Below are 14,507 nucleotides of genomic sequence, written 5' to 3'. Positions count from 1 at the left end.
CCCCGGCTGACGGAAATCCGGTCCGTATGCGTAAGATCAGCGGATACGCCATGCATCCTTTAGTCCTGTGCCTGCTGCTTTGACGCAAGGGTGCTCTCCGATTGAGCATCGGCCGTGCTTCCGTGAGCCCCTCCGCCCACGTTCAGTCCGATGACGCCAAGAATGATTAACACAATGGAGCCGGCTTTTAACAGCGACATGGACTCGTTAAAATACAAGTAACCGATCACCGCAATGACCGCCGTTCCGAGACCCGACCATATCGCGTACGCCACGCTCACTTCAATTTGTTTCAACGAGAAATTGAGCGCCGTAAACGCCAGCAAGTAAAAGACGACCATGAGAATCGAAGGCGTCAGCCGCGTAAAGCCTTGGGAAAATTTCATTGAAATCGTTCCGGCGATTTCGAGGACAATCGCAGCCCCCAAATATAACCAATACATATGCACGTCTCCCTTGTATCCATTGTTCGAAAGAAAAAGGACGCAGGCTCCCCCGCATCCTCGCATCCTTGTCCTTACTCTTTAATTAGCGATAAAAACTCCGAGCGCGAGACCGCATCCGTACGGAACCGTCCGCGAACGGCGGAGGTGACGGTTTTGCTGCCCGGCTTCTTGACGCCGCGCGCGCACATGCACAGATGCTCGCCCTCGACGACGACCATGCAGCCGTGCGGCTCGAGCACCGACTCGATGATGTCGGCAATTTCCGACGTGATCCGCTCCTGTACTTGGAGGCGGCGTGTGACCGCTTCGACCAAGCGGGCGAACTTGCTCAGCCCGGCAATTTTGCCGCTCGGAATGTATCCGATATGGATTTTGCCGAAGAACGGCGCCATATGATGCTCACACTGGCTGTAGTAGACGATATCCTTCACAATGACGAGCTCCTCATGTTTCTCGTCAAAGGCAACGCCTAAAATATCCTTCACGTCCGCGTCGTAGCCCGCAAAAATTTCTTCATACATGCGGGTTACCCGCGCAGGCGTGTCAAGCAGACCTTCCCGGTCCGGATCTTCGCCGATCAGACGCAAAATCTCCCGGACATGATACTCGACCTGTTCCCGGTTTTCGGCAACACGGCTGTTTCTGTACTCTTTGGCCGGCACTGGTTATCCTCCTCCTGAATTCGTCCGGAGTTTCCGTTCCAATATAGAAAGAAAAGCCCGCGACCAGGCTTTTCGGGCTTACGGACGAAACTTTTGATTCTTCATCATAGTTTGCATTTTCTGCATCTGCTGCTTGTTCAAGTTGTACCCCATTTGCTTGGCCATCTGCTGCAGCATTTCCGGATTGCTCTGCATTTTTTCAAGCTGCTTGCGCAAGTACTGCACACCGATAAAAAAACCGGCCGCGCCTCCAGCAATGAGGGCGATAACCGCGGTAATGACGTAACCCCACATAATCGTACCTTCACCTCAAACGATAGATGTCATTTCTTCATCATAGCATGTCAAAGCCCCGGTTACAAACACCATTTTTCGCTACATCAGGACGCTCTCGATAAACACGGTCGTCTGCTTGGCCAAATCGACTTCCTTGACCTCCATGTCGTCTCCGCTGCCCTTGACCACACGGATGACAGGCCGGCCCGGCAGCCCCCGGTGCTGACCGACCACGACGCCGGTTTCCCGGGTGGACAGCTTGACCGACGTGCCTGTCGGATAAACCGACACCGTGCGCAAAAACTGGATCACGATCTCTCGGTCGAGCTTCTCGCCCGCCAGCACCATCATGCGTTCGCACGCATCGTGCGGCAGCATCCTCCGGCCTTCGGATAAATCGAACAGCAGGTTGTCATACGTATCCGCAACGGCAACGATGCGGGCGTACAGATGAATCTCCTCGCCCAGCAGTTGACGCGGTATGCCTGTTCCGTCTATCGTCTCGTGATGTTGGAAAGCGACGTGCGCAATCAGCAAGCTGAGCTCGCGCTTATGCTTCAATAGTTCAAAGCCGCGCCACGTATGATGCTTTTTCGGATCGCCGCTGTCATCGTCCGTGACGAGCTCAAGCTTGCCGACATCGTGCAGCAGCGCGCCGATCGCCAGTTCCTTCAACTGCGTCGTCGGCAGCCCCATATTGATGCCAATCAAGGTCGACATCATGCAAACGTTGATCGCATGCACGTACATTGCGTTGTCGTGCGTCCGGATATCCGACAACTGCACCAGTACTTCTTTGTTTTTCATAATATCGTCCAGCAGCGTATCAATGCTTGCCCCGACATGCTTCATGTTGAAATCTTTCCCGGATCGGATCGAATCGATCGTCTCTCCCATCCGCTGCATCACGGCCCGTTTCGTCTCCTCCGATACAAGGTCAACCGGCTCGATATCGTCAAACTGAGGGTCTTTAATATAAATCATCGTCACGCCGATCCGTTTCAGCGTCGTGATCATAAATACGGTTAGCTGCACCCCTTCGGATAGCAGCACCGCCCCGTTTGCGGAAAAAATCGTCCGTCCCAAATATTGCCCGGACTCGACGTTCTCGATATGCACGTATCTCACGCTAGGGCCCCTTTCCCCGAAAAGCCTTCATGCTGAAGCAAAAACGTCTTTATGTGCAGTCCGCCGCTGTAGCCGATCATCGCGCCGCTTGCGCCGATCACGCGGTGACAGGGCACAATAATCGGGACCGGATTGCGGTTGTTCGCTCCTCCTACGGCGCGCACCGCTTTAGGCGAGCCGATCCGGAAGGCAACGTCTTTATACGACCAGGCTCCACCGAACGGAATATCGGTCAACGCCTTCCATACTTGAATTTGAAACGGCGTGCCGCGCAAATCCAGAGGCAAATCGAACGTCCGTCTCGTACCGGCAAAATAAGCATGCAACTGCTCAGCCGCCTCAGTTAACGCTCCGGGGTCCCGTATCCAATCGTCCGTGCCGTACCGCTGCCCGGACCAAGCGCGAAGCTTCGGTTCGACATCGGCGAACGCGCCGAATTCGATCTGACACAAGCCGCCTTGCGGCTCTGCGTTCCAGCCGAGCGTCAATACGCCAATCGGTGAATCAATTTCATCGTACCGAATCGCCATCCTGCTCATCCCCCTGTCGCTCTCCCGTAAATTGCGCGCGCCTTGCCGATCTCCCGGCGGGCGGCCTCGTCCCGCTCCGTTTCCCAAGCGGCGTCCAGCGCCTCGCGCGCAGCTGTGCCTCCGATGCGGCCGAGCGCCCAGGCGGCCGTGCCGCGAATCTCGGGGCGCTCGTCCTTTCGCAACAGCTCCGCGAGCTGCGGCACGCTGCTTGCGTCCCGGAAGTTGCCCAGCGCGAGAATCGCGTTGCGCTGGATAGGCTTGCGGCCGCGCCAAGCGGCGGCGCTGTGGCCGAACCGCTCTTTGAACTCGCGGTTCGACATCGAGAGCAGCGGCAGCAGCAGCGGCTTGACGACCTCAGGGTCCGGTTGCAGCTCCGGTTGATGCCCGGCGTGAATGCCTTTATTTTTGGGGCAAACGATCTGGCACGTATCGCAGCCGTACAGCCGGTTGCCGATCTTGCGCTTCAGCTCGTCGTCCTCGATGAGCCCTTTCGTCTGCGTGAGGAACGAAACGCAGCGCTGCGCGTTAAGCTGCCCCGGTCCGACCAGTGCGCCGGTCGGGCAGGAATCGATGCAGAGCGTGCAATCGCCACAGCTCTCGGTTACTGGCGTATCGGGCGGAAACGGCACATTCGTGATCAGCTCGCCGAGAAATACCCAAGACCCCCACTCCGGGGTAATGACGCAGCTGTTTTTACCGATCCAGCCGATCCCGGCCCGCTCGGCCACCGCCCGGTCGACAAGCGCCCCGGTATCGACGAGGCTCGCCGTGCGCGCTCCGGGCACCCGTTCGCGAATCCAGGCTTCCAGCCTTGCCAGCCGGTTGCGCAACACGTGATGGTAATCCTGCCCCCAAGCGGAGCGGGACAAAATGCCCCGGTATGCGCCCGGCTCGGACCGCGGCGCGTTTCTCAGCTTCGACGGATACGCCACCGCAATCGATATAATGGACCGGGGCTCCGCAAGCGTCAACGCCGGGTCCACACGCTTCTCGATATCCGGCTCCTCGAAGCCGGATTCGAACCCTTTCTCGCGGTGCCGGATCAAAATATCCTTCAATTCGACGAACGGGTCAGCGCTCGCAAAGCCGATTTTATCAATGCCCATCTTCGAAGCTTCCGCTTGCAGCTGCTGCTTGAGCTGTCTCCAGTCTGCGGGGTGCAGCTCCGCCGCCGCCGCAAAACGTTCGCTCTGCTGCTCCGTTCCCGCCCTGCTGTCTTCTTTTTCCATTACAGGCTCCTCCACTTTTGCGGCGGCCATACGATCCATTCCGCCCGTCCAATGACCCGGGTTACGGGAATGGCTCCGAAAGTACGGCTATCGTAGCTGGCATACAGATGTCGGTTGTCCCCCATGACAAACAGATGGCCTTCGGCAACCGTATAAGGCTCGAAGCGCCCATCCTCGATGCTGGTATCCGTGTACGCTTCCTGCGCCTCGCTGCCGTTGACGTAAAGCTTGCCGCTCCGGATATGCACCTCGTCTCCGGACAACGCTACCACCCGCTTCACCAAAAAAGGATGCATCGATTCGCTTCCCGGCGGCTCCTGGATGACCACGACGTCTCCGCGCTTGGGCGGCGTTCCGGCGTAGCGGATCGTTTTATTGATAAACAGCCATTCGCCCTCTTCCAGCGTAGGCTGCATAGATTCCCCTTTGACTGTGGACAAATGAAACACGAATTGATGCATGAGCACGACCAAGGCCAACGCGAATGCGAACCACTTCATCCAGCCCAGCAGCTCCCGTAAAGGGTTGGAGCTAACCGGGCTTTCCGATGGGCTTTCGGTCCGTTCACTTTCGTTGTTGCTCAGAGAAAAGCTCACATCCTAACCCTCCGCTCCGCGTTCTCTCCACTGCTCATAATAGGATAGGACCAATTCATCCTGAAACGGCGCTTTAGCGCTTTTTACACGCCCCAGCAAATGCTGCAGGCCCTGCTCGACCTTGCACTCCACGACGGCGGAATAATGATAGGCGAGCTTATGCCGCTCATATTCTTCCCGGTCAACAACATGCACATCGCCCGCCGGCATGCGAATCACGTCCAGATCGTAATCAATATAGGTAATGACACGTCCGTTCACATACGGCGGGGAAGCGACGTTGCAGTAGTACCGGACGCCGGCTTCCTCGATCAGCGCGACTACGTTAAACCACTGCCCCGGGATAAAAAAAGACACTCCGGGTATGCGGCTGACCCATTCTTTGCCGTCGGCCTCGACGATTTTCGTCTGGCTGTTAATCAGCACCAGCATGGACTCCGCCCGATGGGATTCATGCAGCAGACGTTCCGGCACCAACCAATTCTCAATCCACATGCGATGCAAGTGCCCATCGTGTTTAAAGCTTTTGATGACATGCGGGATAAACGTCTCCATGTGGTCCAAACCCTTCTGCCTGCGGTTTTCAACTGACTGTCGTGTTTCCTTCTCAGCCTTAATGATAAACTTATGTTGCACCGCTTTCAAGAGCCGTAATCTTCGAATAAACAAAAAAAGCATAGCCGGGAAGCCGAAGGGCTCCGGGTATGCCTGAGTGATTCGTTAAGCTTGATTCGTCCGATGTCAGCCGTTCACAATGCTGAGCCGCTGCGGGAATCGGGAAAAGTCATCTGCCTGATAGCCGGCTTTCTCGTATATGGGAATGACCACTTCGTTGTGCGCATCGATGGTGACCATAATGCGGCGCACTTTGCGACCCACGAAGCGCTGGCGAAGGGACTCGATCAAGGTCTGGCCGATTCCTCTGCGCTGGTGTTCCTGCTCTACGGCAATGCGATAGTAGTAGCCATCCTGGTTATCGATCGTTCCGACGATGACCCCGACGATCTTGCCTTCGTTCTCGGTAAGAAGGACGAGCTCGCTGTCCCAGGACAACTGTCTGGCGAAAGCCGACATTGTCTCCTCATAACATTCCTCTGAAAGCACATTCCTGAAAAGCTCCGTGACTGAAACGTAATCGGACAATTTAAACGTACGAACCAGATACGAACTTACAAGCATGTTAAACTCTCCCCGCCACTCATATGGTAGATAATAAAATACGACAAATAACGCAATATTCCTGCTAATTTTCAAAAAAACGATAAAAAATCTTCATATTTTTTAAAATTGCTCTTGAAAGCGCTTAATTTTAATCGTTTACAAGAGATTCGAGGCATTTATTGTCTATTCTTTGCAAATCGTGCAATCTCCGATCAACGGCGAAAAAAGCTCCCCTCCGGCGGACACGGCGGGATCGGGAGCTCCAGTTCAAGCAGTGGGGGTTAGGCTTGGGAGGCAGAACTGCCTCCGCTTTTCTTTTGCATAAAAGTCCGAACGGCGTGAAACGATAATCCGGTAATCTTTGGCTTTGCACAGACGATGCAATATCATACGGCAATCGTTCGGATTGCCTTGAGGAGGAAGACGATGACACACGAAGCGACGACTAAATCCGGTACGATGCGCCGGATTGACGAACTGAACGATGTGCAAATGACGAAATGGACGTCAGAGGAGCTTCATTACCATCAACGGGTCATGAGCGACCTGTCCCCTTGGCTGAACGCTCAAGGCACCGCCATGCTCGGGCAGATCATCCATGAGATCGAACACCGCGGCGGCGAACGGTTCCGTGGAGAGGATGCCCCGGCCACGAACACTTAATATACATAAATGTTGATTTTATATGGAAAATAGGCGATAATAAATCTTGGAAATCTCATATCCTCAGGAGGTAGATAGAAGATGGCACACCAATTACCGGCACTTCCTTATGCAAACAATGCGCTTGAGCCTCACATCGACGAAATGACCATGATGATCCACCATGATCGTCACCACAACACGTACGTTACGAACCTGAACGCTGCACTTGAAGGTCATGCCGATCTTCAATCCAAAAGCGTGGAAGACCTGATCGCCGATCTGAACAGCGTACCGGAGAGCATCCGTACCGCAGTCCGCAACAATGGCGGCGGCCATGCGAACCACTCCTTGTTCTGGGAAACGATCGGTCCGAACGGCGGCGGCGCTCCGAGCGGCAAGCTGGCTGACGCGATCAACAGCGAACTGGGCGGCTTCGACAAGTTCAAAGAAGATTTCGCCAAAGCGGCCACGACCCGTTTCGGCTCCGGCTGGGCTTTCCTGGCTGTGACCAAAGACGGCAAATTGAAAGTGTACAGCCTGCCGAACCAAGACAGCCCGATCATGGAAGGCGAAACGCCACTCCTCGGTCTGGACGTATGGGAGCACGCGTACTACTTGAAATATCAAAACAAACGCCCTGACTACATCGCGGCATTCTGGAACGTTGTCAACTGGAACGAAGTAGGCAAACGTTACGAAGCGGCTGTAAAATAATCGGGCTTGCCAGCAAAGGACTGCGGAGGTTCTCCTCCATGCAGTCCTTTTTCTATTCTCGACATGCATCGAACGAACCGATTCTCCTCTAAGACCACCTGACAGGTATATCCAAGGCCCCTTTCCCCCGAAGCCGGAACGTAGTATGATAGAGAAATAGGCGAATTTTGGAGAAAACGGAAACCGTGACCGAAAAACGCAACATATTTGATCAGGAAAGAGTGAGACTCATGAGCAAACTGATCACTCTCCTGCATGATGTGCCGCTGTTTCAAGATATGTCGGTGGCCGAGTTGGAGACGATCGTTCCCCTGTTCGTGGAACGAAAATTCAAAAAAGGAAACATTTTATTTTTCGAAGGAGACGTCGGTGAGGAATTTTATTTGATTCATTCCGGTGTCGTCAAAATTTACCGCATCGACAATTCCAAGGAAATTATTCTTTCGTTGTTCCGGGAAGGGGACTTTTTCGGGGAGATGTCGTTGGTTCAAAAAGGGCTCAGGCGCTCTGCGACGGCAGAAACGCTGGAGGCCTGCTCGTTGTATACGCTGATGCGCTCGGATTTTCAGCAGTTTATGGAGCGAAGCCCCAAGCTGTGTCTGAAGCTGATGGAAGTTGCTATGGAGCGACTGCGCAAAGCGAACGAGAAAATATACGACCTTACGTTCCTCGACGTCCGGACGCGCACGATCAAAACGATCTGCCGGTTGGCGGAAGAATACGGCCAGCCGAAAGCCGGCGGCATGTTTATCGATATGAAGCTGACGCATCAGCAGTTGGCCAACATGGTCGGCACGGTGCGCGAATCGGTGACGAAGGTGCTTCAGGAGCTGCAGGAAGACGAGCACATCGCGATCGACAAAAAGCATATTCTGATCAAAGACATCCAAGCGATGAAGAAGCAGATTTACTAGATATCGCAAGAAACGCCAACCCGGAACGAAGGGCAGACCTTCGTTTCCAGGCTGGCGTTTTTCATTTTATCCGGGCTGTCTATGTCATTTATTACATTGCCATTTTTCTTTCACATTTGGAAAAGAAAAGCGTGATTTACATCACTTACACATCCGGCCGCGTTTCCTATAATTCAGCTATAAGGACATCGTAAAGCAAAAAAATGTGAAAAGGGGTATGAACGTATGGCAAACCTGAAAACAAATGAACCGAAGCAGCGAAATAGCGGCCTTCTGCTAGTGGCAATTCTCTTCGTTGTGATCCTTTGTTCACCGCTATTCTATTTCATGTATCACCTCGTGCTGGGTAACGAAGCGATGTTTATATACAATCCCTATAAATAACGAATCGGGTTGCGGCACAGCGCAACGATCGAGAGCAAAGGCGCCCGTAGAAGGCCTTCAGTCTTCCAGTGCTGCGCCCGTTCAACCGCATGAGTCCGGTTCTTTCCTATCAACTGCAGTCGTTATTCCATTTCGGTTGCAAGGTTGTGCCATATAATTTGAAACAGTTGTTTGGCGGCGATACGAACCTGAGATCAAAGACAGTCCGCCATCCTTCCCAAACCAGACCTGTGTGTTCCTGTCCGATAATCCAAACATCGGTTGCATCGGGAGGAATGTAATAGGTCTTCTTGTTGCCTAAAGTCATACCGCCGGTTTTGAATACCAGCGATTCTCCGCCATAGGTATAATGGAGTTCGAAGCGCGCTTCGAAACCGCCATCATTGAAGAATGTAACATGACCCTCCGTAGGAGGAACCGGCATGGGAGGATAAGGAATCGTATCGTTAAGGTTGCATTCCCATGAATCTCCAGTGAAGTCGTACTTGCCGTTTAATGGACATGCCCTTTTACGGACAATCATTTTCTTCTGTTCCGTGTCTATATCCGCTACAAGGTAATCCTGGTAGGAAGCCGCGCCTGAACGGAAGAAAGGGATATTCGAACTCCCGATGGTTCCCATCTTGCCGCAAGTTCGGTGGATATGCCCGGCAAAAACTGCGGATACGCCATATTTGTTTATCATATCGTCGAACTCGGTCACAAACGGCTCGATAAAATTGTCATGATAGTCGTGAAGACTGACGATGATCACGTCGCCTCTGTTGCGTGCGATAGCCAGATCGTTCTTTAGCCATGTGAAGGATGGCTTAATGAAGAAAAAATCCCTGCGGGCCGAGCCAGCATTCCACGAATCCCAATTGTCTGTATACGAGGGGAAATTTTGCAGCTGAACGAAGTGGACCTTGCCGATATTAAACGAATAGGCCAGGCTGCCCGTATAATCTACCCGCAACTCCGGGAATTTGTAATAAGACCTTTCTGCGAAATCGTATTTGAGCATTCCTGTGTGCAATCTTAACCACCCGTACATAAAATCGACCATACGCGTCGCGCAATTGTTGTTGTAGCTGTCGTCCACGTTGTTCGCATAATCATGGTTTCCCAGTCCCGGGTAATAAGGCAGTTCAAGCTTTCCGAGCAGTTGTTTGTACTTCTCCATCTGCCAGTCATGACCGAAAGCTGTCAGGTCGCCGTTGATCAACACCCCATGTACAGGAAAAAGACTTCCGGTTTCTCGGCGCTGTTTCGCCAATTCGTTCATACTCTCGTATTGCTCGGATATTTGACGCGCCGAATTCAATTTGATCTCGTCTTCCGTTTTCAAGCCCTCGGGCAGGACGCCATCATACCAAGGATACTGAGGGTCCGACGAAATCATGACGCTGAACTTTCCCGGAGACGCAGTCAATATGCAATCCCCCTTTCGCTATTTCCTACTCGTTTCATTGCCATTCACTCCCTTATGTTTTTTACGGTTTTTAACATATGGTTTTAAACAAACTTTAGAACTGAAAAAAAGACATTAGATCAGAAAATACAAAAAAAAGAGCCAGTCGTCATCTCCACGGATGAAGTGCCGACAAAGCTCTATCTGGTGTTTTATAACAATATTAATGCCGCTTGCCTCAGCCCCGGGTTTGGCTGAAATACGCATTCAGGATGCGCAAAAAGACGTTCGGGAACGCATACTGCTCCATCTCCTCGCGGTTTATCCAGCGATAATTCGACGGCAGTGGCACAGGCAGCAGCAGCGCGGAGGATTCCTCCAGGCGGCCGGCGTACACTTCCATCTCCCAGCGGATGTGGCTGAACGTATGCTCCGCCTGCATAAGCCAGCCGACCGGGCCGAGCCCGAGGCCGTCCCCGGCGAGATGCGCCGCCAGCGCGGCATAGGCCGCGGCGGGGTCTCCGCCTTCGCCGCGCGCCTCCGCGGCTGCGGGCGCTGTGGGAACTGCCGCATGCGGCAGTTCCCACAGGCGCGCCAGCAGCCCTTCGGCCGGCCGCTGGCGGATCAGTACCCGGCCGGCGTGCTCCGCCGCGCCCTCGATCACTACGGCGTACCGCCGCTCCGGCCGCGGCGGCTTCGCCTTGGTCTTCACCGGCAGCGATTCCTCCATGCCGGCCGCCCGTCCCGCGCAATGCGCCATGACCGGACAGGTCAGGCAGCTCGGCGACTTGGGCGTACAGACGAGCGCGCCGAGCTCCATCAGCGCTTGGTTAAAATCGCCGGCCGCCCCTTCGGGAATCAGTTCCTGCGCGAGCTTCTCCATGCTGACGCGGGTACTCCCCTTCATGATATCGTCTTCGATCAAAAAATATCTCGACAGCACGCGCATCACGTTGCCGTCTACGGCAGGCTCGGGCTTGTTGTAGGCGATGCTCAGAATCGCCCCGGTCGTGTAAGGGCCGACGCCCTTAAGCGAGGACACCTCCTCCTTCGTGTCTGGCACAACGCCGCCGTAACGCTCCTTCACCTCGCGGACGGCGCTTTGCAGATTGCGGGCGCGCGAATAATAGCCGAGCCCCTCCCACGCCTTCAGCACCTCGCCCTCAGGCGCTTCGGCCAATGCTGCGACAGTCGGAAATTTATCCATAAACCGGTTAAAATAAGGAATGACGGTGTCAACCCGGGTTTGCTGCAGCATGATTTCGGATACCCAAATATGATACGGATTCCGGCTGCGCCGCCAAGGCAGGTCGCGCTTGTGCCGCCGGTACCAGGATAACAGCTCGGTGGAGAAATACTGCTTTTGCTCTGAACTGGACATAGGATCTCCTTCTCTTTGCACACGTTTTCGGGATATAATAGAAATCAATACCCCGAATAAACGGCGGTACGACTTTTTTTGCAAGGACAGATACGACGATTGCCAAGATAGAAGCGAAGCTTTAAAAATAGCTCATGACGGCGCTTATCTCAAGAAGGAAAGGACGGACGCCGATGCTGACTCCCGGAGAGCTGGCCTCGCGCCTGAACAAGCTGGTCATCTCGATTCTGCTCGTCGGGCATCAGAAATGCGAGCCCGACTGGCGCCAGAAGCCGCGAACGGTCAAGTACCACTCCGTATGGCTGATCATTAAGGGCAAGGGCACCTTTACGATAGGCGGCACGCATTATCCTGCCGAGCCCGGCAAGCTGTTCTGCTTTGCCCCCGGCATGATCGTCGAACGCACGACCGATCCCGAGCAGCCGCTCGAATACTATTTTCTACGTTTTCATTATACGGAAGTTTACGAGGAGAAGGAACAGTGGATTTCCCGCAGCGCCGCCGAAGCGTGGTTCCCGCTGGAGGGGATGTACACGGTCACCAATACGCCGCAGCTCATTTATTTGATGGAACAGCTCCATATGCTGTGGAAGCGCCGGGGACACATGACGGCGATGCGGCGCAAAATCGTGCTGCAGGAGTTTTTCTTGACGCTGGTCGCCGATTTCCGCGCGCAGAAAATCGCCGGCGATACGACGGCGGCGATCGAGCTGACGCAGGACTACATGGTCGGGCATTACCGCGAGCCTCTCACGCTCGAAGGGCTGGCGCAAATGGCCGGGCTCAGCGTGAGCCACTACTCCCGCCTGTTCAAAAAATACATCGGCTACAGCCCGATCGATTACCTTACGCATTTGCGCGTCGACCGGGCCAAGGAGCTGCTGGTGCTGTCGGATTACCGGTTGAAATCGATTGCCGGCAGCGTCGGCTACACGGACGAGTTTTATTTCAGCCGCATTTTCAAGAAGGTGACCGGCTTCTCCCCCCGCGAATATGCCAAAAAACACCGGTTCACACCGGCAAAATAATACCCGCGGAACGTGCTGGACGCACGGTTCCTGCCAGGCCGGCACTGGGTTTGACTTTCGCCCCCCGAAAGGTGTACGCTACCTGTAAATGCCGTCGAAGTTTCGGAAAATCGGCGGTTTTTGCAACGTTCAGCAAAGCGAGGCGATAGCGATGAAACAAGCGAATGCGGCCGGAGGCCCCATCCGCGTCGACGGGATAAGAACAGACAAGCTGTCTGCCGAAACGCAGGCTTGGAGGGCGGCGGCCCCTTATTCGGCTTATTTATACATTTGGGGAACGGCATGGATGGCGGCGGCCATCGTGACGTTTCTTGGGCAATGGCGGGATTGGGAGCTAATGCAGCCTGTCCTGTTCTTGGTTGCGCTTCTCCTTACGGCGGCGGTCTTCCTCCGTCGGCGTCGCTCGTCCGCCGAACGCACGGCGCAGAACGGGTTTCTGGGTGCGCTTCTCGTTGCGGCGGCAGCCGTCGCGGTCGTTTGGCTGCTCACACGCGGTCCAATCGAAATCGATCCGTTCTACTGGCCGGTGCTGAAGGGGCTCGCGCTTACAGCCGCCTATCTTGCCCTCTTCCCGCGGTTGGGCTGGGTGCTCGGGGCGTTCGGGGTGTGGATGCTTGCTCTGACGATGACGGTGGTATGGATGTATCTCGGCTATGCGCCTGTATTGATCGGGGGCTTCGGCGGCCTCAGTATGGTTACGCTCGGCGCGATGATTCGTATGCGAAACAAGGGGATGAATGCAGAATGAAACGATGGAAGCAATGGGCGGCCGCTGTGGCGGCATTGACGGTTTTAGCAACGGTAACGGCATGCACAGCAAACAGCCCGGAGCCGTTCGGCGGCGGCAAGAAGGAAAGCGGCCTCACGGCGGAACAGGCAATGGCCGGCTCTTCCGAGCAGGTGCAGACGCTCTATAAGCAGAACTGTCTCTCCTGTCATGCAAGCAATCTGGAAGGCCGCATGGGACCGAAAACCAACCTGCAGCAGGTCGGCGGACGGATGACCAAAGAACAGATCGTGAAGCAGATCGAACAAGGCGGGGGCGGCATGCCGGGCTTCCAAGGCAAGCTGAAACCCGAGGAAACGACAGCTCTGTCCGAATGGCTGGCAAGCAAAAAATAAGCCGCTTCCTGTCTATGGGTTAGCTGCGGTTCGCTCTGCCACGGCATAGGCCATCGCCAGCGTTTCGCTGTGCGTAATGCTTAGATGAATGCGAATCGCGTCTGCCGTTACGGACTGGAAGACCGGGTTCCAGGCGGCTAAGCGTTCCCAAGCCGCCTCCGACAACCGGCATACCGGCTTGCCCTTTCCGTCCGGCAGCACTTCCATGTCCTGAAATCCTACTTCTTTTCCGATCCCGCAGCCGAGCGCCTTTACGACCGCCTCCTTGGCGGCAAAGCGCCCGGCTGCAAACTCGACCAACCTCCCGCCTCTCACAGCCGCCAGCTCCCGCTCCGCAGGCGTCAGCACCCGCTCCAGGAAGCGCTTGCCGGACGGTGGCCCCAGAATCTTCCGCATCCGCTCAATTTCCAACACATCGGTACCGATGCCGATAATCATAGCCGTTATTTCCTCTCTTTGTCCTCTATATGCGTGTGTCCGTAGCAGTAAGTCGCATTCCGTGTGGCTTTATCGTATCCGATCGGAAGGACAAGTTCAAGATGAGCAAATTTGCCGGAGGAGCATTATGTATTCATCCCTCTTGACTTTACGCTCGTGAAGAAGTTAGAATATTGAAACATCAGGCGATGACCAAAGACACGATTCCCTGCAAGGGCTGCACAGAGAGAGGAGTCCCGGCTGTAAGCTCCTCCAGCGACCGGCATGGATTTACCCCTTTGCAGCCGTGACGCTGAACTTGCGGTCTTGACCAAACGATCGCGAAATTAAGCGCGCCGTCTCATCCCCGTTATCGGATGGCCATGAGGTCCGGCATGATTCCTTTCGTTCTGGCAGCAGCCATGACGCGGAGGGCAGCCGGTCGAATTAGGGTGGAACCACGAGCTGAACGCACTCGTCCCTT

Annotated in this window: 18 protein-coding genes; 6 read left to right on the top strand and 12 right to left on the bottom strand. The window is 54.7% G+C overall.

Annotated elements, in window-relative coordinates:
• Positions 1-59 precede the first annotated feature (59 nt).
• The 9 genes from NLX71_RS20915 to NLX71_RS20875 all read right to left on the bottom strand — a co-directional run bounded on the left by NLX71_RS20915 (position 60) and on the right by NLX71_RS20875 (position 6,046).
• Positions 60-443 carry a DMT family transporter gene (locus NLX71_RS20915; protein WP_254365706.1) on the bottom strand — a complete coding sequence of 128 codons (384 nt, stop codon included), beginning with the start codon at positions 441-443 and terminating at the stop codon, positions 60-62.
• A gap of 74 nt (positions 444-517) precedes the next feature.
• On the bottom strand, positions 518-1,108 hold the full coding sequence (gene folE / locus NLX71_RS20910; protein WP_254365705.1) for a GTP cyclohydrolase I FolE: 591 nt from the start codon (positions 1,106-1,108) through the stop codon (positions 518-520).
• A 78-nt stretch (positions 1,109-1,186) separates the two neighbouring features.
• Positions 1,187-1,402: a YneF family protein gene (locus NLX71_RS20905; RefSeq protein ID WP_254365704.1), complete on the bottom strand. Its 216-nt coding sequence runs from the start codon at positions 1,400-1,402 to the stop codon at positions 1,187-1,189.
• A gap of 81 nt (positions 1,403-1,483) precedes the next feature.
• The gene (locus NLX71_RS20900; RefSeq protein ID WP_254365703.1) at positions 1,484-2,512 is read right to left on the bottom strand and encodes an HD-GYP domain-containing protein; all 1,029 of its coding nucleotides are present in this window, start codon (positions 2,510-2,512) and stop codon (positions 1,484-1,486) included.
• Complete coding sequence (locus tag NLX71_RS20895) at positions 2,509-3,042, bottom strand: methylated-DNA--[protein]-cysteine S-methyltransferase (RefSeq protein ID WP_254365702.1); 534 nt, start codon at positions 3,040-3,042, stop codon at positions 2,509-2,511. The genes NLX71_RS20900 and NLX71_RS20895 overlap by 4 nt, the downstream gene beginning before the upstream one ends.
• A gap of 5 nt (positions 3,043-3,047) precedes the next feature.
• Entirely contained in the window at positions 3,048-4,271 is a 1,224-nt protein-coding gene (gene queG, locus NLX71_RS20890; RefSeq protein ID WP_254365701.1) for a tRNA epoxyqueuosine(34) reductase QueG, read from the bottom strand.
• Positions 4,271-4,867, bottom strand: coding sequence for a signal peptidase I (gene lepB / locus NLX71_RS20885; RefSeq protein ID WP_254365700.1), 597 nt, complete (start codon positions 4,865-4,867; stop codon positions 4,271-4,273). The genes queG and lepB overlap by 1 nt, the downstream gene beginning before the upstream one ends.
• A 3-nt stretch (positions 4,868-4,870) precedes the next feature.
• A complete protein-coding gene (locus NLX71_RS20880) occupies positions 4,871-5,422 on the bottom strand; it encodes a DUF402 domain-containing protein (RefSeq protein WP_254365699.1) in 552 nt (183 codons plus the stop codon).
• Positions 5,423-5,608: 186 nt separating this feature from the next.
• Entirely contained in the window at positions 5,609-6,046 is a 438-nt protein-coding gene (locus NLX71_RS20875; RefSeq protein WP_254365698.1) for a GNAT family N-acetyltransferase, read from the bottom strand.
• A gap of 408 nt (positions 6,047-6,454) precedes the next feature.
• On the opposite strand from NLX71_RS20875, the gene NLX71_RS20870 reads away from it, so the two are divergent.
• The 3 genes from NLX71_RS20870 to NLX71_RS20860 all read left to right on the top strand — a co-directional run bounded on the left by NLX71_RS20870 (position 6,455) and on the right by NLX71_RS20860 (position 8,301).
• Positions 6,455-6,691 carry a hypothetical protein gene (locus NLX71_RS20870; RefSeq protein WP_254365697.1) on the top strand — a complete coding sequence of 79 codons (237 nt, stop codon included), beginning with the start codon at positions 6,455-6,457 and terminating at the stop codon, positions 6,689-6,691.
• 81 nt (positions 6,692-6,772) lie between these two features.
• On the top strand, positions 6,773-7,387 hold the full coding sequence (locus NLX71_RS20865) for a superoxide dismutase (RefSeq protein WP_253414831.1): 615 nt from the start codon (positions 6,773-6,775) through the stop codon (positions 7,385-7,387).
• 230 nt (positions 7,388-7,617) lie between these two features.
• The gene (locus NLX71_RS20860; protein WP_254365696.1) at positions 7,618-8,301 is read left to right on the top strand and encodes a Crp/Fnr family transcriptional regulator; all 684 of its coding nucleotides are present in this window, start codon (positions 7,618-7,620) and stop codon (positions 8,299-8,301) included.
• Positions 8,302-8,794: 493 nt separating this feature from the next.
• On the opposite strand, the gene NLX71_RS20855 is transcribed toward NLX71_RS20860, so the two are convergent.
• Together NLX71_RS20855 and mutY are read right to left on the bottom strand one after the other, a co-directional pair.
• Entirely contained in the window at positions 8,795-10,096 is a 1,302-nt protein-coding gene (locus tag NLX71_RS20855; protein WP_254365695.1) for a metallophosphoesterase, read from the bottom strand.
• A gap of 217 nt (positions 10,097-10,313) precedes the next feature.
• Positions 10,314-11,456 carry an A/G-specific adenine glycosylase gene (mutY, locus tag NLX71_RS20850; protein ID WP_254365694.1) on the bottom strand — a complete coding sequence of 381 codons (1,143 nt, stop codon included), beginning with the start codon at positions 11,454-11,456 and terminating at the stop codon, positions 10,314-10,316.
• Positions 11,457-11,629: 173 nt separating this feature from the next.
• Between mutY and NLX71_RS20845 the strand changes: the two genes are divergently transcribed.
• The 3 genes from NLX71_RS20845 (at position 11,630) to NLX71_RS20835 (ending at position 13,606) form a co-directional block, all read left to right on the top strand.
• Positions 11,630-12,484 (top strand): helix-turn-helix domain-containing protein, encoded by an 855-nt coding sequence (locus tag NLX71_RS20845; RefSeq protein WP_254365693.1) that lies wholly within the window; start codon positions 11,630-11,632, stop codon positions 12,482-12,484.
• 151 nt (positions 12,485-12,635) lie between these two features.
• Positions 12,636-13,232, top strand: coding sequence for a hypothetical protein (locus tag NLX71_RS20840; protein WP_254365692.1), 597 nt, complete (start codon positions 12,636-12,638; stop codon positions 13,230-13,232).
• Positions 13,229-13,606, top strand: a complete 378-nt coding sequence (locus NLX71_RS20835) for a c-type cytochrome (RefSeq protein WP_254365691.1) — start codon at positions 13,229-13,231, stop codon at positions 13,604-13,606. Before NLX71_RS20840 ends, NLX71_RS20835 begins: the two co-directional genes overlap by 4 nt.
• A 12-nt stretch (positions 13,607-13,618) precedes the next feature.
• On the opposite strand, the gene acpS is transcribed toward NLX71_RS20835, so the two are convergent.
• Positions 13,619-14,044 (bottom strand): holo-ACP synthase, encoded by a 426-nt coding sequence (gene acpS / locus NLX71_RS20830; RefSeq protein WP_254365690.1) that lies wholly within the window; start codon positions 14,042-14,044, stop codon positions 13,619-13,621.
• Positions 14,045-14,507: the final 463 nt, after the last annotated feature.

Origin of the sequence: Paenibacillus sp. MZ04-78.2, assembly GCF_024213375.1 — a bacterium.
Taxonomy (GTDB): domain Bacteria; phylum Bacillota; class Bacilli; order Paenibacillales; family NBRC-103111; genus Paenibacillus_G.
The sequence above is the reverse complement of the archived record's forward strand: the minus strand, read 5'-3'. Positions and strand labels throughout refer to the sequence as shown.

What these genes read in the sequence shown, in the direction of transcription:
- NLX71_RS20835 (WP_254365691.1), top strand. Translation starts at nt 13,229, where the DNA reads ATGAAACGATGGAAGCAATGGGCGGCCGCTGTGGCGGCATTGACGGTT.
- NLX71_RS20895 (WP_254365702.1), bottom strand. Translation starts at nt 3,042, where the DNA reads ATGGCGATTCGGTACGATGAAATTGATTCACCGATTGGCGTATTGACG.
- NLX71_RS20915 (WP_254365706.1), bottom strand. Translation starts at nt 443, where the DNA reads ATGTATTGGTTATATTTGGGGGCTGCGATTGTCCTCGAAATCGCCGGA.
- acpS (WP_254365690.1), bottom strand. Translation starts at nt 14,044, where the DNA reads ATGATTATCGGCATCGGTACCGATGTGTTGGAAATTGAGCGGATGCGG.
- NLX71_RS20865 (WP_253414831.1), top strand. Translation starts at nt 6,773, where the DNA reads ATGGCACACCAATTACCGGCACTTCCTTATGCAAACAATGCGCTTGAG.
- NLX71_RS20840 (WP_254365692.1), top strand. Translation starts at nt 12,636, where the DNA reads ATGAAACAAGCGAATGCGGCCGGAGGCCCCATCCGCGTCGACGGGATA.
- NLX71_RS20875 (WP_254365698.1), bottom strand. Translation starts at nt 6,046, where the DNA reads ATGCTTGTAAGTTCGTATCTGGTTCGTACGTTTAAATTGTCCGATTAC.
- NLX71_RS20845 (WP_254365693.1), top strand. Translation starts at nt 11,630, where the DNA reads ATGCTGACTCCCGGAGAGCTGGCCTCGCGCCTGAACAAGCTGGTCATC.
- NLX71_RS20860 (WP_254365696.1), top strand. Translation starts at nt 7,618, where the DNA reads ATGAGCAAACTGATCACTCTCCTGCATGATGTGCCGCTGTTTCAAGAT.
- queG (WP_254365701.1), bottom strand. Translation starts at nt 4,271, where the DNA reads ATGGAAAAAGAAGACAGCAGGGCGGGAACGGAGCAGCAGAGCGAACGT.
- NLX71_RS20870 (WP_254365697.1), top strand. Translation starts at nt 6,455, where the DNA reads ATGACACACGAAGCGACGACTAAATCCGGTACGATGCGCCGGATTGAC.
- NLX71_RS20880 (WP_254365699.1), bottom strand. Translation starts at nt 5,422, where the DNA reads ATGGAGACGTTTATCCCGCATGTCATCAAAAGCTTTAAACACGATGGG.
- NLX71_RS20905 (WP_254365704.1), bottom strand. Translation starts at nt 1,402, where the DNA reads ATGTGGGGTTACGTCATTACCGCGGTTATCGCCCTCATTGCTGGAGGC.
- mutY (WP_254365694.1), bottom strand. Translation starts at nt 11,456, where the DNA reads ATGTCCAGTTCAGAGCAAAAGCAGTATTTCTCCACCGAGCTGTTATCC.